18 protein-coding genes and 3 tRNA genes are annotated in these 23,003 nt (G+C 46.1%); 8 read left to right on the top strand and 13 right to left on the bottom strand.

Going from position 1 to position 23,003, the window contains the following annotated elements; translation table 11 throughout:
* The first annotated feature begins 135 nt into the window (after positions 1–135).
* On the top strand, positions 136–882 hold the full coding sequence (locus tag AT705_RS03500; RefSeq protein WP_082668905.1) for a type 1 glutamine amidotransferase domain-containing protein: 747 nt from the start codon (positions 136–138) through the stop codon (positions 880–882).
* Positions 883–1,200: 318 nt separating this feature from the next.
* On the opposite strand, the gene AT705_RS03495 is transcribed toward AT705_RS03500, so the two are convergent.
* From AT705_RS03495 to AT705_RS03465, 7 genes are all read right to left on the bottom strand, one after another.
* Complete coding sequence (locus AT705_RS03495) at positions 1,201–3,423, bottom strand: ATP-binding protein (RefSeq protein WP_058795511.1); 2,223 nt, start codon at positions 3,421–3,423, stop codon at positions 1,201–1,203.
* Positions 3,395–4,591, bottom strand: coding sequence for a sugar ABC transporter substrate-binding protein (locus AT705_RS03490; protein WP_058795510.1), 1,197 nt, complete (start codon positions 4,589–4,591; stop codon positions 3,395–3,397). Before AT705_RS03490 ends, AT705_RS03495 begins: the two co-directional genes overlap by 29 nt.
* A 617-nt stretch (positions 4,592–5,208) precedes the next feature.
* A tRNA-Val gene (locus AT705_RS03485) sits at positions 5,209–5,285 on the bottom strand.
* Between the two features lie 41 nt (positions 5,286–5,326).
* Positions 5,327–5,403 (bottom strand) — tRNA-Val (locus tag AT705_RS03480).
* A gap of 41 nt (positions 5,404–5,444) precedes the next feature.
* A tRNA-Val gene (locus AT705_RS03475) sits at positions 5,445–5,521 on the bottom strand.
* Positions 5,522–5,647: 126 nt separating this feature from the next.
* Positions 5,648–6,637, bottom strand: a complete 990-nt coding sequence (locus tag AT705_RS03470; protein ID WP_058795509.1) for a DUF3080 family protein — start codon at positions 6,635–6,637, stop codon at positions 5,648–5,650.
* Entirely contained in the window at positions 6,609–7,964 is a 1,356-nt protein-coding gene (locus tag AT705_RS03465) for an MATE family efflux transporter (RefSeq protein ID WP_058795508.1), read from the bottom strand. Before AT705_RS03465 ends, AT705_RS03470 begins: the two co-directional genes overlap by 29 nt.
* 138 nt (positions 7,965–8,102) lie before the next feature.
* Between AT705_RS03465 and AT705_RS03460 the strand changes: the two genes are divergently transcribed.
* Positions 8,103–8,744, top strand: coding sequence for a riboflavin synthase (locus AT705_RS03460; protein WP_058797894.1), 642 nt, complete (start codon positions 8,103–8,105; stop codon positions 8,742–8,744).
* A gap of 155 nt (positions 8,745–8,899) precedes the next feature.
* Here AT705_RS03460 and AT705_RS03455 read toward each other — a convergent pair whose 3' ends face one another.
* Together AT705_RS03455 and AT705_RS03450 are read right to left on the bottom strand one after the other, a co-directional pair.
* On the bottom strand, positions 8,900–9,103 hold the full coding sequence (locus tag AT705_RS03455) for a CPXCG motif-containing cysteine-rich protein (protein ID WP_010384490.1): 204 nt from the start codon (positions 9,101–9,103) through the stop codon (positions 8,900–8,902).
* A 78-nt stretch (positions 9,104–9,181) separates the two neighbouring features.
* Entirely contained in the window at positions 9,182–10,036 is an 855-nt protein-coding gene (locus AT705_RS03450; RefSeq protein ID WP_058795507.1) for a fructosamine kinase family protein, read from the bottom strand.
* A gap of 135 nt (positions 10,037–10,171) precedes the next feature.
* Here AT705_RS03450 and AT705_RS03445 point away from each other — a divergent pair, with 135 nt between their 5' ends.
* A complete protein-coding gene (locus tag AT705_RS03445; protein ID WP_058795506.1) occupies positions 10,172–10,864 on the top strand; it encodes a hypothetical protein in 693 nt (230 codons plus the stop codon).
* Positions 10,865–10,968: 104 nt separating this feature from the next.
* Here AT705_RS03445 and AT705_RS03440 read toward each other — a convergent pair whose 3' ends face one another.
* Positions 10,969–11,328: a DUF3718 domain-containing protein gene (locus AT705_RS03440; RefSeq protein ID WP_058795505.1), complete on the bottom strand. Its 360-nt coding sequence runs from the start codon at positions 11,326–11,328 to the stop codon at positions 10,969–10,971.
* Positions 11,329–11,945: 617 nt separating this feature from the next.
* On the opposite strand from AT705_RS03440, the gene AT705_RS03435 reads away from it, so the two are divergent.
* The 4 genes from AT705_RS03435 to AT705_RS03420 all read left to right on the top strand — a co-directional run bounded on the left by AT705_RS03435 (position 11,946) and on the right by AT705_RS03420 (position 16,647).
* Positions 11,946–13,328: an amidohydrolase gene (locus AT705_RS03435; protein ID WP_049864690.1), complete on the top strand. Its 1,383-nt coding sequence runs from the start codon at positions 11,946–11,948 to the stop codon at positions 13,326–13,328.
* A gap of 10 nt (positions 13,329–13,338) precedes the next feature.
* Positions 13,339–14,583 (top strand): amidohydrolase family protein, encoded by a 1,245-nt coding sequence (locus AT705_RS03430; protein WP_058795504.1) that lies wholly within the window; start codon positions 13,339–13,341, stop codon positions 14,581–14,583.
* Between the two features lie 164 nt (positions 14,584–14,747).
* Complete coding sequence (locus tag AT705_RS03425) at positions 14,748–15,818, top strand: sensor histidine kinase (RefSeq protein WP_049864692.1); 1,071 nt, start codon at positions 14,748–14,750, stop codon at positions 15,816–15,818.
* Positions 15,819–15,822: 4 nt separating this feature from the next.
* A complete protein-coding gene (locus AT705_RS03420; RefSeq protein WP_049864693.1) occupies positions 15,823–16,647 on the top strand; it encodes a LytR/AlgR family response regulator transcription factor in 825 nt (274 codons plus the stop codon).
* A gap of 69 nt (positions 16,648–16,716) precedes the next feature.
* Here AT705_RS03420 and pyk read toward each other — a convergent pair whose 3' ends face one another.
* Complete coding sequence (gene pyk, locus AT705_RS03415) at positions 16,717–18,150, bottom strand: pyruvate kinase (RefSeq protein WP_058795503.1); 1,434 nt, start codon at positions 18,148–18,150, stop codon at positions 16,717–16,719.
* A gap of 319 nt (positions 18,151–18,469) precedes the next feature.
* Between pyk and gndA the strand changes: the two genes are divergently transcribed.
* Positions 18,470–19,843 (top strand): NADP-dependent phosphogluconate dehydrogenase, encoded by a 1,374-nt coding sequence (gene gndA, locus AT705_RS03410; protein WP_058795502.1) that lies wholly within the window; start codon positions 18,470–18,472, stop codon positions 19,841–19,843.
* Positions 19,844–19,911: 68 nt separating this feature from the next.
* Here gndA and ansA read toward each other — a convergent pair whose 3' ends face one another.
* Together ansA and sppA are read right to left on the bottom strand one after the other, a co-directional pair.
* The gene (gene ansA, locus AT705_RS03405) at positions 19,912–20,922 is read right to left on the bottom strand and encodes an asparaginase (protein ID WP_058795501.1); all 1,011 of its coding nucleotides are present in this window, start codon (positions 20,920–20,922) and stop codon (positions 19,912–19,914) included.
* Positions 20,923–21,011: 89 nt separating this feature from the next.
* The gene (gene sppA / locus AT705_RS03400; RefSeq protein WP_082669058.1) at positions 21,012–22,883 is read right to left on the bottom strand and encodes a signal peptide peptidase SppA; all 1,872 of its coding nucleotides are present in this window, start codon (positions 22,881–22,883) and stop codon (positions 21,012–21,014) included.
* Positions 22,884–23,003: the final 120 nt, after the last annotated feature.

Raw genomic sequence — 23,003 nt, 5'->3', positions numbered from 1 at the left:
TAGAGTAATAAAATATTGGTCACAGTGAAGTCACTATTCCATCCTGAAAATTCCTTATTAAATCAGCAATACTTCATGTGTCAGTGAGCACGAGTCGATAAGGTGAGCGGAAGTTAAACTCAAATAAGGACCTTTATGATGTGTAAATTTCATCGTGCCCACTTTCTGGTATTAGTGAAAAGGCTTGTTTTGTTGGCCTTGATAGTGACTTTCTCCTTGCCCGTTTTATCTGCAGAAGCGCGTAAAGGCAAAGTTCTGTTTATTATCTCTGGGGACAAGCACGGCTTTTGGTTACCTGAAGTCGTTGGCCCATACCGGGTACTACACGATGCTGGATATGAGATTGAGCTCGCAAGTAGTACCGGCAAGCCTGGATACCCCAGAGGGCGATTGGAAGAGGCGCAATTACGCTGGCTGGATAGTTCGCTGCTTAAACAACAACTTAGCGAACCAAATGACATTGAAACACGCGATAGCCGGGACTATTTGGCTGTCTATTATGCGGGTGGGGCCGGACCGATGTTTGACTTGACGGCGCATGCCCCTGCAAAGGTGCTTACAGAGGCCATTTACAAAGCAGGTGGCATTATAGCTGCGGATTGTCATGGTACTGTTGCCTTGCTGAACTTACAGAATGAGAGTGGTCATCGGCTGATCTCGAACAGGCGTATTACAGGCAAAGCGAATAGCGAAGAGGGGTGGTTTGCTCGAACGCATTATCCGTTTTTGATTGAAGATGAGGCAACCAGGCTTGGCGCGATATTTGTTGCTGCAAAAAAAGGTGAGGTGAATGTTGTGGTAGATGGCCAATTTGTAACCGGGCAGAATCCGGTGTCAGCAATACCTATGGCAGAAGCGCTATTGATCGCTTTGCAGGAGTGAGTTGACGATACTCATCGTGCAACAGCGCATATCTGTACTCATCTACCCAGCTGCCTTTGAAGTTATACAATGGAGCTTCACTCGAAAATGCAGTGTTTGTCGCAACTTTTGGACAAGGAAGTCTCGGGTATTTGCCTGGGCGGTCAGCGGTGAATATCGTACTTAGGAAACAAATGGGGTAGTAATAACCTAAGTGCCGCCTTGCTATCCCATTGTGCTGCAATTGAGGTGCTAGGGTAAAACCAATCTCAACCTATTGCTGTGGTATAAAGTGTAATTGAAGGTTCAGCACCGAGAGGGTTATATCGTACTAACGGGTTATTTGTTGTCTAATGCTGATATACTCGACTTTGCAGTGTTTGGTTGTACCGGTGCTTGCTTGTCCAATACGCGGGTAATGGTATCGAACAGGGTCTGCATATCAATTGGCTTCGCGACAAAATCGTCAAATCCGAGCGATAGATATCGGTTGACATCTTCCGGGAGTACGTTCGCTGTAATGGCTATGAGTGGATTGTGATAGTCGGTGCTTTTTACCTGTTGACAAACCTCTATACCATCCATCACAGGCATTTGAATATCAACAAAGAAAATATCAGGTCGAGCTTCATTAAAGCATTCCATGGCGAGCTTACCATTACCCGCCATAACGAGTGTGGCATGGGTCTTTTTCATCATGGCTGAAAATATTTGCTGATTAATCAGGTTATCCTCTGCAAGCAGTACCTTAACACCGCGCAAATCTGGGACTTCAGGTTGCGTTTGTCTATCTGCGAGCGCAAACTTAGCTGTGGGCTTAACACTTTTCAGCGGGAGCGTGACCGTAAACTGGCTGCCTTCTCCTGCAACACTTGTGACCGTCACGTCTCCCTGCATGAGTTCCACCAGCTGTTTGACGATAGCCAGTCCCAGCCCGGAACCGCCATATTTTCGAGTGGTTGAGTTGTCGGCCTGATGAAAATGTTTAAACAGGTTGGAAAGCTGGGTAGGGGTCATACCAATTCCGCTATCGCAGGCCTCTATCGTGAGTCCATTGCTGTCTCCTTTAACTCTCAAAATTACTAGGCCTTGTTCTGTGAACTTGATTGCATTTGATAGCAGGTTACGGAGAATTTGTTTTAACCTTAGGGGATCTGCGAGCCTGACTGAAAAGTCCGGCTTTAACTGTGAGTCCAGCTCCAGCGTAACCTGTTTGTCACGGGCCACATGTTGGTATTCCTGAATGATCTCCTGGCATAAATGTGGAATGTCCACAGCCAGAACTTCAAGTGTGAGTTTACCTGCTTCCATTTTAGAAAAGTCGAGTATGTCATTCACCAGGCCGAGCAGGGTTTGTGAAGAGGTATAGCCTTGTTCAACAAGGGAGCGCTCTTGTGCATGAAGGTCCTCCTGTCTTAAAAGCTGAAAAACGCCCAGAATCGCATTCATCGGAGTGCGAATTTCGTGGCTCATGGTGGCAAGGAATTGCGCTTTGGCCAGTTCTGATTGCTCGGCTCGCACTTTCTCCTGCTTAAGCTGTGTGACTTGTGTATTGACGGTGCCGACCAGTTTGTTAAGGGTCTTTTGTAGTGTTTTTAGCTCTTCATATTCGAGATTCGCATTATTCTGTTCATAGTTGCCTGATGTCAGTGACATACAGTATTTTTCAAGCTGTTTCATGGGCGTCGTGACTTTGCGGCTGACGTAGGCCAGATACCAGAAAAGTATGATCAATACGCCCAATGCCAGCATTGCACTTCTGATGATGGCATACAGTATCTCCTGGGTATAAGCGCTGTGCTGATGAGACAGGGATAGCGATAAGTTCAGGCCTTCGGTGTTACGCTCATAAATGGGGTAGGTTGCATTGAGCCCCGCGTCGAGTTGATGCCCCTCATGAAACCACATTTGCTCATCTGAAAAGGTTGTCAGTGATTCATAATCCGCCAGTTCAATTGCCATCTGACTGACATCTAACTCAAAAAAAAGCACGCCGGTATAGCGAAATGGGTCGATAAGAGATGGTAACGTCTGACGCAATGGCACGGCAATAAATAGCGTGCCACCGGGGGAAGCGTTAAACCCTAGCTCTGTGTTGCTGATCAAGAGCTTTCTGACCATCAGCTCGCGCGCACTTTCGTTAATGACAGAAGCGGTGTGCTCTATGATAGAAGGAGTTGCCCAGTGCAAAGTATAAAGAGGGTACCCTTCAACAATGTAAGGGGAGCCATCACTGATCATCACACTTTTGACCAATGGAGATTTGGATACCAGCTCTCGGATCTCCTTAAGCGCGTATTGTGTATACAAAAGGTTTAAAGGCAACTCTGCCAGGATCCGGTGGTCGCTGTAGTGTGCGACCTGAAATGTCAGTTCGGCCAGTCTGTTTTTTATGTCCAAAGACAGGCTGGTTGCGCGTTGTGCAACGGTATCTGATGCGATTTTATTGGCTTGTGTCCAGGCGCTATAGGCGAAATGGGCCAGGGCAATGATTAACAAGACCAGGACCATAGTGCCGACTTTAAGCTGTAATTCACTGACCAGGTTTTTTTTCTTGCTCATAGCTAATCGACTTTTCTACGATATGTTGCATGAAATGGGCGGCCTGATGTTCATCCAGCACGCCAGCTAGGTGGCGTGTCAGGCCTTTTAACATTGCTTCCCACACAAAGGCCATTTGCGCCTCGTTGGGCATCGGCTGAGTATATTCCAGTGTTGTGATAAGCGCCTCAACCTGCGTAATGCCCTGTATTTTTAACGTGTCCAATGCTCGCTTGTCGACAGGCAGAGCATTAATTGACGACCAAAAGTTAGTTTGTACCGGCAGAGATTGTAAGAATTCAGATAAGGTTTTAAGCTCTGCACTTTTGGGGCCCGACAGGGCGTTATTGGGAAAGACCATGACATGTGATGAAAAGTAAGAGCGCATAGGTGCACCACCCAGGCTGGGTAATTGTGCGACCCCTAATTTGTCAGCAAAATGCTCGGAGAAGCGCTGAAACATCCATGAACCATTGATGGTGTACGCAACTTCGCCTGCCAAAAATCGGTTAACCGTGCACTCGTAGTTACACTCTACGTCAAGCCAGCGCTCTTCTTTAAGCGATTTGTACCATCGCAGAGCGCGAATCATCGCCGGTGTGTCCAGGTTCACGTGGCCGTTCAAAATCAGTGGCGTACCAAAGGTGCCCAAAAATGCCCTAAACCAATACATTTCATAATAATTCCAGCTGATCTCAACACCCTGATCCTGTTGTTGTGTACGAAGCTGTTGCCAGTTTTGGGCAGGCTGGCTTACCAGTGCTCGGTTATAGTAAAGCATCAGGTGATTGCCAAATACGATTGGTACGCCAAGTGTGGTGCCATTGGCTTTGATGTTGGATTTTACTTGTTCTATTAGGTGTGCGGACAGCCAGTCGTCAGGTACTTCGGATAAGTTGAGTGCTGTTAGTCCCATGTAGTCCGCAGGGACTATGATGCCGTCCGGTAACGCATTATTACTTGCTCTGAGTAATAACTCCGATTTGAGTGTGTTATTTTCAAATTCAACCACTTTGACTTGGATACCGGTTTTTGTGGTGAATTCGGCAAACAGGGGCTTAAAGTCGTAATTTTCCAATCCGATAGCAATGGTCAATGATTGCTGTGGTTTTTGACTGGTATACCCCACACTACTGAGCAGGCTCGTCATCAGCATGAGTAGAAGAGTCAAACTTAACCTGCCAGACATGGCCTTCCTTAGTGAGTGATAGTTTATTTAATGTATAGCAAATTCTATGGCCAGGGCAACCTGAGGCGTGTGTGAAAACCAATACGAATTGATAAGGCGTCATGATAGCGTACGGTTGTGACAACTATGAGATAGGCTGCCGGGATATAGAGTGGCGTAGAGGCGAGGTGAAACCAGTAGACTCAGAGGTAGTTGAATTAAAAAGGTATTACGATTCTTACGGTTGCGACAATATACAGACTTAAAGGATCATGAGTTGGTACGACCGAGTGGATTCGAACCACCGACCTCGGGACCGGGCCATAGAGAGTGGTGGTGCTCTGAATAGATGAGCTACGGTTTTACAATTGAGGGGTTAACTTATAAAAAAAGTAGATTGATACGACCAAGTGGATTCGAACCACCGACCTCTGGACCGGGGCATAGAGAGTGGTGGTGCTCTGAATAGATGAGCTACGGTTTTACAATTGAGGGGTTAACTTATGAAAAAAGTAGTCTGGTACGACCGAGTGGATTCGAACCACCGACCTCTGGACCGGGGCATAGAGAGTGGTGGTGCTCTGAATAGATGAGCTACGGTTTTACAATTGAGGGGTTAACTTATGAAAAAAGTAGACTGGTACGACCGAGTGGATTCGAACCACCGACCCCCACCATGTCAAGGTGGTGCTCTAACCAACTGAGCTACGGTCGTACAATAGTAAGCATTTTAGAAATTAATCTATCAAGATTAATTGGTACGACCGAGTGGATTCGAACCACCGACCCCCACCATGTCAAGGTGGTGCTCTAACCAACTGAGCTACGGTCGTACAATAGTAAGCATTTTAGAAATTAATCTATCAAGATTAATTGGTACGACCGAGTGGATTCGAACCACCGACCCCCACCATGTCAAGGTGGTGCTCTAACCAACTGAGCTACGGTCGTACAATGTTGAACAACTATGACTGTTTTGTTGCATTGCGTCACTTGCCAACGGCCGCTAATATATAGCGAGCGTTCGAAGGGATCAAGTAAATTTGCTAAATTAATGTTTGTTTGCACTTTTTTCGTTCATACCGGTGCAACTTTACACACTTTGTAGAAGCCTTGCCACCATTGGGCATGCTGCCTGCTCGATAACTTCAGCTCTGTCATCAGTGCCGCTGCATGGTCCGGGTATAACGGGTGAGGGATGGCTTGAGAAATTTGAGCGAATGAGTTACTCAGTTCCTGTAACTGAATACTGAGCTGAGACTGGTATGGTTGTAATTGTGAAATAGCGTATTTATTGAAAATGTTATGCAACACCTGAGCCTTTTTTTTGTTTTTACCTTCAGGACAGACCGTTTCTTGCAAATCAATTTGCGCCAGCCATGCTGTTAGGCTGTGGTTCCAGCTAATTTGTCTGCGCGCACTGGTCATTAAAGTTTGGACATAGCTGTTATTATTTAATTTATTTAAAGCTGGCGTTATTTTTCGTGGGTCAATGTTTTCAGGGGCAAGTAAACTGTTTGCTACGGTAGCAAGCGCAGCCAGGCCCTCATTCGCCTGGATCTCATTGTCTGTGCCTCTCTTGTCTGTTTCTTCAAATGTCAGCCGGTTAAATTGGTTTAGTTCGGGCTCTGCTGAGAGCATGAATGCGAAATACTGAGCCAGTGCCGTGCGTTTTTCTTCCGTCGCCTGACGAAGAATGTTTTTTACTTCCGGATCCTGAGTTTTGGTATCCTGAATACAGCTTGCAGCTAGCTGTATAAAGCGAACCTGATATTTGAATACCTCGCTGGGGACGGCCAGTCTACCGAGTTGGTTATTGTGTTGTGCGACGTTATGGGCCAGCGCACAGTGCCCCAGGTTGGCCAGCTGCAACACAGAGAGTTTAAACGAGGCTTCAGGTCTGCTGGCTGTGTATTCAGCGATAGGGGATAGTTTATCAATGCTGGGCGGAGGGATGTCCAGCACATTGGCCAGCCTGTTGGCATATTCCTGGTTGATGTCACTTGCAGTGGGTGTACAGGCCACTGCCAGTAGCAGGCTAAACAGGATCGGGGCGTAACGTATCAAGCCGTTTCCTCACAAAATAAAGAAGTAGTATAGCGGCGCATGTTAAGCCGACAATAATGCCTATCCAGAACCCTCTGGCACCCATGGCCGATGTCAGTATGTCGGTTTTTGCCAGCACAAAGCCGAGGCTGAACCCAATCAGCCAGTAGGACACAAAGGTGACTATAGTAATAGGGCTGGTGTACTTTAATCCTCGCAGTACACCATTTGCAGCCACCTGCAAGGCATCTGGCAGTTGATAAATACATGCCAGCACGATTATCCCAGAGGCCAGTAACGCCACTTCAGCATTTTGTGTATATACCCAGGCAATCTCATTTCGGATCACGTAAGTAAAGGTCGCAACAATCACTGACACTACCACGGCACAGATAAAGCTGGTGTAGACCGAATTAACCAGTTTGGGGTAATTGCCTTCTCCCGACAAGGTTCCAATACGTATTGCGATCGCCATGGAAAGGCTAAGAGGGAGCATAAACAGAATGGTCGTTACGCTGGCTGCGATTTGGTGCCCGGATACAGCAATGGCCCCGAGATCAGCAATGAATAGCGGAATACAGGCGAATAAGGTCACTTCAAAAAACGTTGCGAGACAAATGGGCAGGCCCAGTTTGACTATTTGAAACAAGGTTGCAGCATGCGGCCGTGCGAAGGCTGTGATCAACCAGTGTCCGTTGAGATATTTATTGTTGAAGCTGTAAATCAACTGAGCGATGGCCATGACCCAAAATACTAAGGTAGTTGCCAGTCCACATCCCGCGCTGCCCAGCGCTGGCATGCCTAATTTGCCATAGATAAATACATAGTTGGCAAAAACATTGACGACTAGCCCAAGCAAACTTATGTACAAGGCTGCTTTTGTGTTACCTACGCCTTCTGTGACATTACGGTAGACTGAAAACAATAAAAAAGCAGGTAGCCCCCATTTTACGAAATCAATGTACTGTTGTGCTAAGTCTGTGATAGCACTCGCAGCCCCGATACGTGCAAAGACCAAAGGAGTGAAGGCACTGGCAATAAACCCAAGTGAAGAGAGTATTAGTGCAAGGTAGATACCCTGCTGAAAGTACGTTTTAATACCATCACGTTGTTTGGCCCCATCGCAGTATGCAACCATACTGGTGATTGCTAATAGAATACCCTGTAAAGAAAAGATCATCGGGTTCCAGGTGCCGGTTGCAATTGACAGTGCAGCGAGATCTTCGGCGCTGACTTGTCCCGCCATCATGGTGTCGACAACCGACATAAGTACCAGCGTGATTTGGGCAAAAAAGACGGGGGTGGCAAGACGCACCAGGCGCTTTGCTTCCCATAAAGCAAATTTCATACTGAGTCTGGACTTCCTAAAACGTTAATCTTAAAAAACTTCTTTAAAACTTACCACTTTTATCTGATAAAAGCGCAGTTTAATCTGATGAGTGTTTGGGTTACACTGCGCGGCATTATTCTCGAAAATCTGAGTGTTATGTTTACCGGAATTGTACAGACTCAAGCGACAGTGGTTAGTGCTGTGTTGCGCGAAGGGATCATGAAGCTGGTGTTGTCGGTTGACAGCCGATATTTGGAAAAGTTGACTCATGGTGCGAGTATCGCAATCAATGGATGTTGTCTGACCGTCACAGATTTTGAAGTAAGAGGTGCAGACGTCGTGGGGCAGGTGTCTTTTGATGTGATCGACGAAACGCTCCAGTTGACCAACTTGAGTATACTACAACAGGGCAGTCGGGTTAACTTTGAACGCTCCGTGACCTTTGGTACTGAGTTGGGTGGGCATATTGTGTCCGGCCATGTGCATTGTCAGGCAACCATCATGGCATATATCCAGGAAGCTGATAATTGCCGGATTAAACTTGCCATTCCTGAGCTGTGGAAAAAATACATTCTTTATAAGGGGTTTATCAGTGTTAACGGTGCAAGTTTGACTGTTGGCAAACTTGAAGAGGATGGCTTCTGGCTTCATCTTATTCCAGAAACACTGGCACTGACCAATATTGGTACAGCCCACGTTGGCGATCTGTTTAACATTGAAGTTGACCAGCAGACATACACGACAGTGAACACGGTAGAGCATTACCTGCGTAAAAACAGGGGCAATTTCTCATTGTGATACCTTCCCGGTGGTGCGAGTCGTTGATCTTGAGGGATTATACCACTGTTGCACCCTGTTATCGTTGTGGCGCTGGTATCTGAAGAGATATTGAATACAGTGAGTAACAGGTGTTGTTCTTTAGCATATGGTGATGTGGGCACTGTCAGTGCCCATTAAAAGACCTGTTCGTCGTCTGCATCAACCCTCAGTTCAAGCTTGTTAATTGCGTAATCTATATGCATGTTCAGGTGGATCGGGTTGCAACAAGCTGCGCAATCTTCATAGTAGTCCTGATCACCTTCGCTGGCGTCCAGACTAACAAAAATATGGTGGCCACAATGCGGGCAACTAATACGTTGGTCATACAGCTGCTTCATGAGTTTACTCCAACGAGTTTTCCGTTTTTTACATTAATAACTATAGCAGCATTGTGGAGTATTACAGTAAAGTTGCAGTTATTTGCAAAGGTCGTCGATGTGATTGGCAGCCTGCTTAAGATAATCCCCTGCGAACATATTTGCGTGGCATAGCAAAGGGTAGAGTTGATAGATACGTCGACGGTCTTCATACCCTTCCATTCTGGGGTAAACACTATCATACCCTTCATAAAATGCATGTGGCAGAGGCGCAAAGAGCTCGCTGGATGCGAGATCTATTTCTCTGTCGCCATAATAACAAGAGGGACAAAATAAACAGGGTTTACCCTGGGAAAAAGCGATATTGCCACGCCAAAAGTGGCCGTGTAATAAAGATGGCGCAACTTGATGTGGCAACATGGGTTTAATAAGTTCAACAAACAGGTCGATATCGACCAGTTTGATCCCTTTTTCTGCCAATAGCTGTAATTGCCAGGCGATCCGCTCTTCGGCAAAAAACACTTCCCATTTTTTATGCCACTGGTTTGGCTGAGCCAAATCGAAAAAGTAGTTATCCTCTTCTAGCCCATACATTTTCTGTTCGTGGCGAGCATGGAGCTTGGCAAGTGTGGCGCCACAGGTATACCAATCTTCGAGCTCTCCTGACGTCTCAAGCCATTCAAGCACCAAAAAGCAAAACTCAATGCTTGAGCCAATGGTGATGGTGTCGGCAACAAGAAAGTCGCTGTCCCGGATCAGTGTGTCATGATTGCGGACTTCGCACTCAAAGCGTTCCAGCGCCTGAATATGATCTACCTTAACCAGGTAGCAGTGATGATCATTCTCGATTTTAAACAACCGAGCGTGCGCATTGCAGGGCAATTGCGTTTTACGGGTAAACTCGAAATGTTCATGAATTGCATCACTGATATACTGGTTTACGAGATTCCACATAGTCCCGCCAAGGTTTGAGTACCACACATAGTCTAAACTATGGCCGATTTTTGCTATAACACAAATACTTGTGGAGAGAATTAAATTCACTACAATATGCGGCCGGGCAAAACACTCAGATCATAAGAGGCACTGATGAGTAAAAGTTTAGCGACGAATATCCTGGCCGCAGTGGTTGTACTGCTTGGCTGGTTATTAGAGAACGATGTGTTGTGGACTATGGGCTTGTTTGCCTTGTCAGGCGCTGTAACAAACTGGCTTGCAATACACATGTTGTTTGAGAAAGTGCCGGGTCTTTATGGGTCGGGCGTGATCACCATTAAATTTAAAGAATTTAAAAGTGCTATCCGTAAACTGATACTCGAAGAGTTCTTTAACGAAGATAAATTGCGTAGTTTCGCGCAAAAGAATGAGATTCAGCTGGATTTGAAGCCAGTTATTACGCAAACCGACCTGTCACCTGCATTCAATAAATTGGTACAGGTGATAGAGGCTTCTCAGTTTGGTGCTATGTTGGCTATGGTGGGCGGTAAAGAAGCGATTGAGCCGATGAAAGACAGCTTCACCGATAAAATGAAAGAAGCTTTGTTTGAAATCAGTGAAGGGGACGAGTTTCAACAGCAACTGTCTGGATTGCTGAGCAGCGGGCAGTCGGTTGATGCTGTGAAAGTAGCCATTGAACATGCGGTTGAAGAGCGTTTAGAAGAACTCACACCTGCGATGGTCAAAAGTATTGTTCAGGATATGATCCACACGCACCTTGGCTGGTTAGTGGTTTGGGGTGGTGTCTTCGGTGGTCTGTTTGGGCTCATTGCAGCTTTGGTTTAAAGGCCAAAGTTGTGTTGAGTCATTTAGATTGGATAAAACCATCTATATGGGCGCATCTTGCTAGGTCATAGCAGTTCACGATGCGCCAAATGAAAGACTGACACTTATTTGGAACCAGAAACGACGATTGTCTGTGTGTTATCGGTCATCGCAATGTCTGTGATTGATGTGTCAGTCGTAAAGTCGATATTAAGCAGCCCTGCTGTTTTGTGTAGGCCAAATTTCTTGGCGAACTGAGGCACTGGCATATCGTTGCAGGTGAGTTTACTGGCAACAACGGAGCGACTGATCCGATGCTCCGTTAGTTCTTTAATTAAAGTCAGGCGGTGGTTAGTTCCCACTGCAACACATAGCTGTGTCGCGATGCTGTTGTCTGCTCCTACTAATTCTACTTCTCCTGCGCTGGCAGTCAGGCTGGTGGCCAAAAATAAGGGGGAAAGCATTAAAGTCGCGGCAAGTTTCATGATCTTCTCCAGATTTATACAAAGCTCACAACAAGTATTGATGGGAATGTTGCAAAATGCTGTAACCTTGAAATAACCGAATGTAAGTAACTTTGTCTGTTGTAAAAATGCTAAGTAACAAATTGATTTTAATGCTATAGTTGTTTCAGACGTAAGAGAATAATATGTTTTGTCAGGGCAATTTTTTTCGATTAACTATTTTTCTTTGTTTTATTATAGTGATGTTTTCCTTTAATTGAGCTTAGATTAATACCTGTGTCAAAAGTGTGTCGATACGTCTCTGGTTGTGACTGCAATACAGGTTTGTCGACATTGCATGCTGCCTACAATATGCTCCGCAGTAAGTTTGCAACATTTCTAAGAGTAAAACTTGGATTCGCTGCATTGATGTAAAAAATAGCTGCTGATCAAGCGGATATGTTTGATTCCCAGAATGACATTACAGCCCACTGCAGGTGTATTAAAGTCAGCTTAGCCTTTATTACAGAGAGGAAACTCGAAATGTGCAGATGGCCGAGCTATATTGTGAACTGTCGAAACTTAGTTGCAATTTTACGTCAATTGTAAGCCAATACTCTGCGGGGTGATCAATCACGCAGAACAATAAGAGAAATATGATGCAAAAATTCAAGCCGACGGCGATTGTACTTGCATTAAGTACAGTTCTTTTAGGGTGCCAGGACAAGGGCCCTCAGAAAGAAAAAGTCACCATTGATAAAAATCCATATCCAAGCACCTACCAGCCTCATAGTTCAGGCTCTACTTTAATTACCAATGCAACTGTACTGACTGGTACAGGCGAGCTGTTGGAAGACACGGATGTATTGCTTAAAGACGGCAAAATCAGCCAGGTAGGGAAAGACCTGTCTGCTCAGGCTGATGTGACCATAGATGCTCAGGGCAAATGGGTCACACCAGGTATAATCGATGTACATTCACATCTGGGTGCCTATCCAAGCCCTTCTGTAGAGTCTCATGCCGATGGTAACGAGATCACCAAGCCGAATACTGCCCAGGTATGGGTTGAGCACTCAGTTTGGCCACAGGATCCGGGTTTTAATCGGGCGCGTGAAGGCGGGATCACCACATTACAGATCCTGCCTGGTTCTGCCAACCTGTTTGGTGGTCGCAGTGTCACGCTGAAGAACGTGCCATCACCAACGATGCAAGGCATGAAGTTTCCAGATGCACCCTATGGTCTGAAAATGGCGTGTGGTGAAAACCCGAAACGTGTTTATGGTGGTAAGGGTGTCGCACCTTATACGCGCATGGGTAACATGGCGGGGTATCGTGCCGCCTGGGCTGAGGCGACCGAATACAAACAGGCATGGGAGCAGTATGACGCGGCTTATGCGGCAGGGCTGAACCCGGATGCACCAAAACGTGACATTCGTTTGGATACGCTGCGTGGTGTGTTGGACGGCGAGATCCTGATCCACAATCACTGTTATAAAGCAGAAGAAATGGCAATGATGATCGACCTCTCTAAAGAGTTCAATTATCATTCGGGTACCTTCCATCATGGTATTGAAGCTTATAAAGTCGCCGATCTGCTCGCAGAGAATGGTAACTGTGCCGCATTGTGGCCGGATTGGTGGGGCTTCAAAATGGAAGCATACGACATGGTGCCGGAAAACGTTGCAATCGTGGATGCTGTTAAAAACTCATGTGCCGTTGTTCACTCCGATTCAGACACTACAATCCAACGTTTGAATCATGAAGCTGCCAAAATCATGAATACTGCGAACCAGGCCGGATTCTCGCTTAAAGAGCAAGATGCAATTAAGTGGATCACCTATAATGCGGCTAAATCGCTCGGTATTGAAGAGAAAACCGGTTCGGTAAAACAAGGTAAGCAAGCGGATATAGTTATCTGGGACCGCAATCCATTTAGCGTTTATTCTAAAGCCGAAACCGTATATATCGACGGTGCCAAAGTATATGACCGCTTCGATGAGAAATATCAGGCGGTGAGTGATTTTATGCTGGGTCAGCGCTAAGGAGTAAATGATGAATAAGTTTAAGATTTCTTTATTGACCAGTGCACTGCTGGCTTCTTCCGCAGCATTTGCTCAGATTACGGCGATCACCAATGCTAAGGTTCATACATTGACTGACGCGGGTACCCTGGAAGGGGCGACTGTGGTAATTGAAAATGGCACTATCACTGCGATTAACCCAGCGAGTGTCAAGGCCGATGTGACGATTGATGCAAAAGGCCGAGTTTTGACGCCTGGTTTTATTGGCTCAATGAACCAGCTTGGACTGGTTGAAGTGAGCGCTGTGGCTGGCTCCAGAGATGCAGGTGATGATAAAGCTGACGTGGACTTTGATGCCAGCCCGGCATTCAACCCGCGTTCGTCACTGATCCCATATGGTCGCAAAGGCGGCATCACCCAAAATGTGGTTGTGCCACATGGCGGGAAGAGCATTTTCGAAGGGCTAGCCTTTGTAGTGGACCTATCCGGTGAGTTTAACAGTGTACTGAAAACGCGTACTGCGTTGTTGGTGGACATGGATGCAAGCGGCAGCGGGTCGCGTGCAATGAAATACAAAACTCTGAAAGAGAAGCTTGAAGGCCAACAGCAAAAGCTGTCTGAGAAGGGCAAGAAAGACGACAAGAAAGCGGCGAAGAAGCCAAGTCAGGAAGAGCAGATACTGACCGCAGTATTGAAAGGTGAAATGCCAGTTGTTGTGGAAGTAGAGCGCGCGTCTGACATTCTTGAAGTATTAAAGGTGAAAGAGCAGTTTGGCCTTAACCTGGTTCTTTGGGGCGTGAATGATGCTGTTTTGGTCAAAGAGGAAATCGCGAAAGCGAATGTTCCTGTGGTCATCAGTGCAGTGTCTAACTTGCCAACCAGCTTTAGTTCATTACATGCAGATCTAACCAATGCGGGTGAGCTTGAGCGTGCTGGCGTAAAAGTGCTGTTGTCTGGGTTTGCATTTGAGGGGGCGCACAATTTGTATCAGTTGCGCTTTGATGCGGGCATCGCCGTTGCACATGGTATGAGTTACGAAGGGGCGCTAAAAGCGGTCAGTAGCAATATCGCAGATGTATTTGACCTGGATGGCGGTAAGATTGCTTCAGGTCAGCGTGCCGATTTGGTGCTTTGGAGCGCCGACCCGTTTGAGTTTACTACTACCTTAGATAAACTCTGGATCAATGGTGAAGAAGTGAGTACAGAATCTCGTCACGATAAACTAAGAGACCGCTACACCACTGACTCAGATATGCCTCGCGCGTATACTAAGTAATCAAGATATCGACAAAGGCCCGTTAGGGCCTTTTTTATTGCCTAAAAATCCAATTTTTGCTCTGTCAATTTGCGTTTAACCGTTAAAAAAGTAAGACCGCTGGCGCTGTTGAATGGGGCTGCCATAGGATATAATTTGGCTAAGTCTTAAGAGGTTATAAACGTTTGAAGTGGCAAGCTCTGGTCGATAATCGACAGCGATTTTTCTGGGTTTTACAAATTGCAGGCTGGATAGGCTATGCATTGGTAAACTACATAGGTTCAAAAGTATTCGAAATGCGCGATATTTACGTTTTTGTGATCGTGCTCAACGCCTATGCCGGTTGTTTGATGACAGTACCATTGCGTTATCTCTATCGTAAAGTATGGAACGCAAAGCCATTATTGCTTATCTTTGTGGTTTTTAGCACCTCTTATCTGACGGGAACACTGTGGTCTGTCGTTCAGAAGTTTAACATGTGGGAGATTTACCGGCATGGATACAGGCCCGAAGAGTGGTATTACTATCTTCAGCAAGGTTTAGACTCAGTTTACATCATTTTGTGTTGGAGTGGCTTGTACTTTGGTATTAAGTACTATCAGCTACTGCAAAGTGAACGACAAAAGGCACTGAAAGCCAATACAATGGCACATGAAGCACAGCTTAAAATGCTGCGTTACCAGCTTAACCCTCACTTTCTGTTTAATACACTCAACGCAATTTCAACACTGGTATTGGTTGAAGAGAACAAAGACGCTAACCAAATGGTGTCCAGGCTGAGTGATTTCCTGCGCTATACGCTAAATACAGATCCGATAAAAAAAGTACCGCTTGAACAGGAGTTACATGCACTCAAGCTGTATCTGAATATAGAGAAGGTGCGCTTTGATGAGCGTCTGGAAGTGGCCTTCGATATCACTGAAGAAGCAAAGCAAGCATTGGTGCCTAGTTTGATCATGCAACCGTTAATTGAAAACTCTATCAAATATGCTATTGCGCATATGGCCAGTGGTGGCAAAATCGAAATAAGAGCTCAGGTTTTTGCTAATGAGCTATTGTTAGAGGTGTGTGATAACGGGCCTGGTGCGTCCATAGAAAACGGCCAGTTGAGCAATGTTCAGGGGGTTGGTATTGCTAATACCCAGGACAGACTAAGAACATTATACGAAAACAATTATTCATTTGTGCTCGCGCACAATACGCCTTCTGGATTGAAGGTGAATATACGAGTTCCTTTTGAAAAGGCTGAGAAGTAAAGTAATGAGCAAAATCAGAACGCTAATAGTAGATGATGAGTCCCTAGCCAGAAAAGGCCTGGCTGTGCGCTTAAAACAGATAGAAGACATAGATGTTATCGAGCTGTGCAGCTCTGGGGAGCAAGCGCTTGAGTTGTGCGCCAGTCAACAAATCGATCTGGTATTCCTCGACATTCAAATGCCAACCATGAATGGGTTTGAAGTGGCCAGAGCGCTCAGTGAGAGTGTTAAGCCATTGCCGGCCATCGTGTTTGTCACTGCTTTTGATCATTATGCAGTAAAAGCCTTTGAAATTCATGCTTTAGATTACATCCTAAAGCCCGTAGATGACAACAGACTAAAACAGGCGGTTGAAAAAGTGCATAGCTATTTGAAAACACAACAAGATAATGCTCACAAGAAAAAGCTCGCCAGCTTCGTTGCCGGTATCACAGGCAATAACTGTGAAGAAATTCTGCGTAAATTGGCCACTGGTGACACCATTGAAGACAAAAAGTATCCGGAGTCGATCGCGGTAAAAGAGCAGGGGGAAATTATTCGTGTTTCTGCCGCTTCTATCCAGTGGATTGATGCTGCGGGAGATTATATGTGCTTGCACTGCTCTGACGGACAAACTCATATTTTGCGTAAAACAATGAAGGAGCTGGAGCAGGAATTAGACCCTAAATTGTTTGTGCGTGTTCATCGCTCTGCCATCGTCAATACCAAGCAGATCAGTAAACTGGTTACACAAAGTAGTGGTGAGTATTTATTGGTTCTAGAAAATGGCCAGGAGCTCAAAGTAAGCCGAAGTTATCGTGATAAAGTAAAAGCCGCATTGGCCAGCTAATCACTTCTTTGCTGTTTAATTGAGAGGGAAGGATTATCCGGGCAGCGATGCCACCCGGATGTTGACTTTCTAAACGGTGACAATTTTCATTGTATTGGTCGCACCAATGGTTTCCATTACGTCACCGTGAGTCAGGATCACTGTATCGCCTTGTTCCAGCGCACCTGTTTCGACCAGAGTATTTAGCGCATCGCGAACGGTTGATTCTTCATTACACCGAGTAGAATCAAAATATACCGGATAAACGCCCCGATAAAGCGCTGTCTGGCCTAATGTTCTGGCATGTCGTGAAAGTGAATAGATTGGCAAGCCAGAACTAATTCTTGACATCAATTTCGATGTGTTCCCCGACTCAGTCAGTGCGACGATGGCTTTTACTGAAGTCAGATGATTTGCCGCATACATAGCAGACAGGGCAAGTGTCTCTGACGTGTCGGTAAACATGCTGTCCAAACGGTGCTTTGAAATATGGGTTTGTGGCTGTGATTCAGCACCAAGACAAACACGCGCCATCGTTGCGACGGTTTCTTCTGGGTAGTCACCAGCCGCTGTTTCTGCTGATAACATAACAGCATCAGTGCCATCCAGTACGGCGTTCGCCACATCCATGACTTCTGCGCGGGTTGGCATCGGGTTATCTATCATAGATTCCATCATTTGCGTTGCAGTGATAACCGTTCTGTTTAATGAGCGTGCACGGCTAATGATTTGCTTTTGCTTACCGACTAAGGCAGCATCACCAATTTCGACACCCAGGTCTCCACGTGCAACCATCACAGCGTCTGAGGCCAGCACAATGTCGTCAATCGCTTCAACTGAGTCAACGGCTTCTGCACGTTCAATCTTAGCCAGTAGTTGTGCGTCTGATCCTGCTTTTTCAGCAAGGCCCCGAACGTAACGCATGTCTTCGCCGCTGCGCGGGAATGAAACGGCAATATAGTCAACACCAATTTCAGTCGCAGTAAGTAAATCTTCTTTGTCTTTTTCGGTAAATGCAGGTGCAGTCAGACCACCGCCTAATCGGTTGATCCCTTTATTGTTTGACAGGACTCCGCCGACGGTAACTGTACAGTGCACTTTATTGCCTGCAACCTTATCTACCGTTAACTGAATAAGCCCATCATTCAGCAGAAGTAAATCGCCCCCATTTACATCATTTGGTAGTTCTTTGTAATCAATACCGACAGACTCGAGGGTGCCTTCACCTTTTTCAAGTTCAGCGTCCAGAGTGAATTTTGCACCTACGTCCAGGTTAACTTTGCCGTCTTTGAATGTGGAAACACGAATTTTGGGTCCCTGCAAATCAGCCAGGATTGCGACGTGCTTGTTCAATTTTTTTGCAATTTCCCTGACGGCTTCCGCACGGTCTTTATGATCCTGTGCGACACCATGGGAGAAGTTCAAACGAACAACGTTTGCACCTGCGCGAATGATTTTTTCTAAGTTATTATCTCTATCTGTAGCTGGCCCTAGTGTTGCTACGATCTTTGTGCGTCTAAGCATCAGGTTCTCCTGTTGACTTGTCTCGGTGACTTTATCTGGATAACTTGCTGGGTTTTAAGAAAGAAATATCTTATAGCCCTTTTTAACATGCAAATTAAATTATATGATCTATATGAACTGATTATGACACCGGTGTCAGGTGGCGTCAATCACGACTTTTTGTCAAGAACATGCCGTACTTATCTAAAATTGATTGATTTACAATCAGGTAGACGGGATCAGTGAGGTCAGTTGAACGCTTTATATCCGACTCAGCTTGGGTATAATGACGGTACGCTACCGAAAGACTATTGAATTTGTTACCGAGGAGGAAAACTTAATGCAAGTTGCATTAGTTGGTTTGGGTGTGATGGGGAAAAACCTCGCGCTAAATCTTATAGAACAGGGCATGACATTAGTTGCCTATGATAAAAACCCGGACGCGGGTGCGGAGCTATTGAGTTGCGCGCAGTCGTCGGGGATTGCCGAGCGCCTTCACATTGTTTCCGATCTTGCTGACATGGTTAAGCGATTGGATACGCCAAGGTCTGTTTTGCTTCTGGTACCGGCTGGTGAGCTGGTCGATAAGGTGTGTCAGGATTTAATTGAAGCGGGTGTAGAAAAAGGCGACATCATTGTTGATTGTGGCAACAGTAACTACAAAGATGGTATTGCCCGCAAACTTAAGTACCAGAACAAGTTCGAATTTGCCACGATGGGAATTTCGGGTGGCGCAGAAGGGGCCCGACACGGACCTGCTATGATGGCCAGTGGTTCAGAAGGCGGCTGGGAGCGCTTAATACCCTGGTTCGAAAAAGTAGCAGCTACGCATAATGGTGAGTCATGCTTCGCACGTGTTGGTCAGTCGGCCAGTGGCCATTTTGTAAAGATGGTTCACAATGGCATCGAGTACGCCTTGATGCAGCTTATTGCAGAGATGTATCAGTTGTTACGCATCGGTACCGGCCGCTCTCCAGCTCAGGTTGCAGAGGTATTTAAGAGCTGGTCTGAAGGGACGCTTAACAGCTATCTGCTCGCAATTTCAAGCCATATATTGAGTCTGGAGAGCGATCAGAATGAAGCTGTAGTTGATCTAATTGACAATAAAGTGGGCGCAAAGGGAACGGGCCTCTGGACAGCACAAAATGCGCTTGAACTTGGGATTGCCGTTCCTTCTTTGGTTGCCGCCGTGCAAGCCAGACACCTAACCAACACTATAGATACACCAGCAGCGAAAGAAATGACGTATGCCCAGCGTGCAACTAACAGTGTTGATCTGGATTTGGATGAACTTAAAGAAGCCTTCTATTTTGCCAGCTTGCTTTGTTATCGTCAGGGGTTGGCACTTATCAAAGGCGCTTCCAGATCCCATCAGTGGAAAGTTGACCTGGACAAAACACTTCAGACATGGCGTGCGGGTTGTATCATCAGAGCTGATTATCTGGACGATATTGCTAAAGGTGTTGAGTTCCTCGATACACAAGAAGGGCCTGCCAATGCTTTACGTAAAATTGCTGGCCAGGCAATTCAGAGTGGCCTGGCGTTCCCTGTACTGGCTTCAACTCAAACTTACATCGCTACACTGAGCACGCCAAGTAATGGCCATTTAGTTCAGGCGCAGCGAGATTATTTCGGTGAGCACGGGATTAAGACCCACAGTGGTGAGTCTTGTCACCTGACCGACTTAGCTGAAATTGACGCGAAAGTCAGATAATTTGTCTGATCAAATAATAAAGCTCGGGACATAAGCCCGGGCTTTTTTAATATATACGAGTATGTGATTTACCGAGTCAGCTCACCGCGTAGATTGTCTTGCATCAGATGGCGTACAGTTTCCAGTTCAAGGCCCTGGCTGAACAAGTAATGTAGTTTTGTCAGACAGGCTTCCAACGTCATATCGTAGCCGCTAATGACGCCGCAGTTGAGCAGGGCATTACCTGTCGCATAGCCACCCATATTAACCTGACCCTGAATACACTGGGTTAAATTAACGATCACGACGCCTCTATCCGACGCTGCTTTAAGAGCATTTAGAATGTCTTCTTGCTGAGGCGCATTGCCGACACCAAAGCTCAGCAGAATAAGGGCTTTGATATCGCTCTGCAGGACATTGGTCACCATAGTACTACTGATACCTGGATACAGGTGCAGCACGCCGATGGGCTGTGATGCAATGGGCGTGACGCGCAAGGCTTGATCCACGTATGGACTAAGTTGACCTTCGAGTAATTGGATATTAATCCCAGCCTGAGCCAAAGGGGCCATATTGGGAGAGGCGAAGGCGTCAAAGCCGTCAGCATGTGCTTTGATGGCACGATTACCCCGAAATAGCTTGTTATTAAAAAACAGGCTTACTTCAGCAATGGGGTAGTTGGCGGCGAGATACATTGCATTAAGCAAGTTGACCTGGCCATCAGAGCGAAGTTGGGACAGCGGAATTTGTGAACCTGTGATAATGACAGGCTTGGTCAGATTTTCGAACATAAACGAAAGAGCCGAAGCCGTGTAGGCCATGGTATCTGTACCATGTAGCACGACAAACCCATCGTACTCTTCGTATTTACTTTTAATGTCGTCGGCTATCAGCTGCCAGTGTTGTGGCGACATGTCAGATGAATCGATCAGTGGGCAGTATTCATGAATGTCGAACAGGGGCATTTCTTCTCGGGTAAATTCAGCATTACTTTTTACCGTCTCGGTCAAATATCCTGCAACAGGTACGTACCCCCGGCTGGATTGCTTCATGCCAATTGTGCCGCCTGTATAGGCAATATAGATTTTTTTTCTTTTCATTCTGGTACCTAAAAAAAAGCCCGGATCCTAGTCCGGGCTAATTATATCAACTGCAGCATCACAATGCAGTCAAATCATTGAGACATTCCTTACTCACCTACGATGCAGGTGGTACACAAGGTATAGATATTGTTAGGATCATTAAACTGTGTGATCATCGCAGCACTTTGCTTTACCTGATAGAAAAGCTGATTGAGTCCTTCATGAGTAATCGGATTTAATGACAGCGTGGTATCGTCTGATACTGAAAGCAATGACTGAACAGTCGCCGAGCCGAAAATATCCTGTAGCAGCTGCTCTTTTTCCGACAAGGTCTGCTCAACAGTATAGACATCGTAATGTTCAAGGTTAGCCATTTTTGCTGCCGCTTCAATCGCCTGCTGTTTAGTACCAAGCTGGTCGATAAGCCCAAATTCATGCGCCTGAGTAGCAAGCCAAACCCGGCCTTGCGCGACATCATCAACATCAGAGACTGGCAGGTTGCGGGAATCTGCTATCACTGAAATAAACTTGTTATAGGCATCTTCCACACCCATTTGCAGTACATCCGCAAACTTAGGATCTAGGCCACGGGATATAGAGGACGATTTAAGTTCAGTTGTTGCCACACCATCTGAATACACGCCCAATTCTTTCAGCGAATTCTCAAAAGTTAAAATGGTCCCAAAGACACCGATGGACCCGGTAATGGTACTGGGAGAGGCCCAGATTTCGTTAGCAGATGCCGCAATCCAGTAGCCGCCTGACGCTGCCACCGAGCCCATAGATGCAATTACAGGTTTTCCGGCAGCCTTGATGGCCAGTACTTCGTTACGAATGACTTCGGAAGCAAACATACTGCCACCACCAGAGTCAATCCTCAACACCACAGCCTTAACTTTGTTATCCAGTCGTGCTTTGCGCAGCAGAGCCGCTGTTGAGTCACCGCCTATCATACCGGCTTTGCGTTTGCCATCGACAATCGTGCCTTTCGCAACCACCACAGCGACTTTTTCGGTAAATGGATTTGGGCCAAAATCGTGTGATGCGGTGCTCGCATAGTAGTCTTCAAACGAGACTTGCTTAAAGCGCTTGCCATTGTTCTGAGTGCCCACCAGATCAACCATTTTTTGGTTGAATTCCTGATCTGTTTCGAGTGAATCAACCCAGCCATATTTTAAGGCAAATTGCGCAGAATCGCCGGTAACCGAGGCCATTTTATCTGCATATTGCGTGAGCGTTTCGTCAAAGTTAGCAAGTTCAAATCCGCGCTTGCTTGCCACGTCTTGTTTGTACTGAGACCACAAAGTGTTAAGCCAAAGTTTGTTTGCTTCTTTCGCAGCCGCAGACATGTCATTACGAATGAATGGCTCAACTGCTGACTTATAGGTACCTACCCGGAAAATGTGTTGGGTGACCTTGAGCTTTTCCAGTGCTTCTTTAAAGTACATAGGGTAGGAGCCATAGCCACTGATATTAATGCCGCCGTACGGGTGAACAGATACCTCATCGGCGTGAGCTGCCAGGTAATACTGAGACTGACTAAAATAAGGGCTATGCGCAAAGACCTTTTTATCTGACTCTTTAAATAATTCAATAGCACTTGCAATATCACGTAGCTTATCCAGATGTGCATAGTGCATATGACGCAAATCCAGGTACAGTGCTTTAATGCGTGGGTCGCGGGCTGCTGTATTGATGGTGTCGACAACATCGTCGACCAGCATTTCTTTGGGCAGGTCTTGTTTACCGAAGACGTCGCCCATCGCTGCGTCTATTGGGTCAACATAAGTCAGCTGCTCAACCAGTTTACCAGACAGATTCAGGCGCAATACGCTGTCCTGAGCTACCTGAGGTTGCTCCTCTGTTGAGAAAATACCGATCATTGCCGCAATGATCAGGAAGAAGAACAAAAAGTTGAGGATCAGGCGACGAGAAAAGTTTATCGCGTGCCAGATCCCAAGAAAAAATTTACCGATCAATTTCAAAGCTATACCTCTGAATGTCTTAGTGGAATGTACTCAATGTCAATCATAACTTAGTTGCCGCAGCGTCGTTAGAACAAAAACGTAACTAAGTATTTATTTGGCGATGATGGGCCA

It is taken from the genome of Pseudoalteromonas rubra (genome assembly GCF_001482385.1).
GTDB classification, from domain to species: Bacteria; Pseudomonadota; Gammaproteobacteria; order Enterobacterales; family Alteromonadaceae; genus Pseudoalteromonas; species Pseudoalteromonas ardens.
The sequence above is the reverse complement of the archived record's forward strand: the minus strand, read 5'-3'. Positions and strand labels throughout refer to the sequence as shown.

Excerpts from the sequence above, each read along its gene's own strand:
- AT705_RS03500 (WP_082668905.1), top strand. The coding sequence starts at position 136 with ATGATGTGTAAATTTCATCGTGCCCACTTTCTGGTATTAGTGAAAAGG.
- AT705_RS03495 (WP_058795511.1), bottom strand. The coding sequence starts at position 3,423 with ATGAGCAAGAAAAAAAACCTGGTCAGTGAATTACAGCTTAAAGTCGGC.
- AT705_RS03490 (WP_058795510.1), bottom strand. The coding sequence starts at position 4,591 with ATGTCTGGCAGGTTAAGTTTGACTCTTCTACTCATGCTGATGACGAGC.
- AT705_RS03465 (WP_058795508.1), bottom strand. The coding sequence starts at position 7,964 with ATGAAATTTGCTTTATGGGAAGCAAAGCGCCTGGTGCGTCTTGCCACC.
- AT705_RS03460 (WP_058797894.1), top strand. The coding sequence starts at position 8,103 with ATGTTTACCGGAATTGTACAGACTCAAGCGACAGTGGTTAGTGCTGTG.
- AT705_RS03455 (WP_010384490.1), bottom strand. The coding sequence starts at position 9,103 with ATGAAGCAGCTGTATGACCAACGTATTAGTTGCCCGCATTGTGGCCAC.
- AT705_RS03450 (WP_058795507.1), bottom strand. The coding sequence starts at position 10,036 with ATGTGGAATCTCGTAAACCAGTATATCAGTGATGCAATTCATGAACAT.
- AT705_RS03445 (WP_058795506.1), top strand. The coding sequence starts at position 10,172 with ATGAGTAAAAGTTTAGCGACGAATATCCTGGCCGCAGTGGTTGTACTG.
- AT705_RS03440 (WP_058795505.1), bottom strand. The coding sequence starts at position 11,328 with ATGAAACTTGCCGCGACTTTAATGCTTTCCCCCTTATTTTTGGCCACC.
- AT705_RS03435 (WP_049864690.1), top strand. The coding sequence starts at position 11,946 with ATGCAAAAATTCAAGCCGACGGCGATTGTACTTGCATTAAGTACAGTT.
- AT705_RS03430 (WP_058795504.1), top strand. The coding sequence starts at position 13,339 with ATGAATAAGTTTAAGATTTCTTTATTGACCAGTGCACTGCTGGCTTCT.
- AT705_RS03420 (WP_049864693.1), top strand. The coding sequence starts at position 15,823 with ATGAGCAAAATCAGAACGCTAATAGTAGATGATGAGTCCCTAGCCAGA.
- pyk (WP_058795503.1), bottom strand. The coding sequence starts at position 18,150 with ATGCTTAGACGCACAAAGATCGTAGCAACACTAGGGCCAGCTACAGAT.
- gndA (WP_058795502.1), top strand. The coding sequence starts at position 18,470 with ATGCAAGTTGCATTAGTTGGTTTGGGTGTGATGGGGAAAAACCTCGCG.
- ansA (WP_058795501.1), bottom strand. The coding sequence starts at position 20,922 with ATGAAAAGAAAAAAAATCTATATTGCCTATACAGGCGGCACAATTGGC.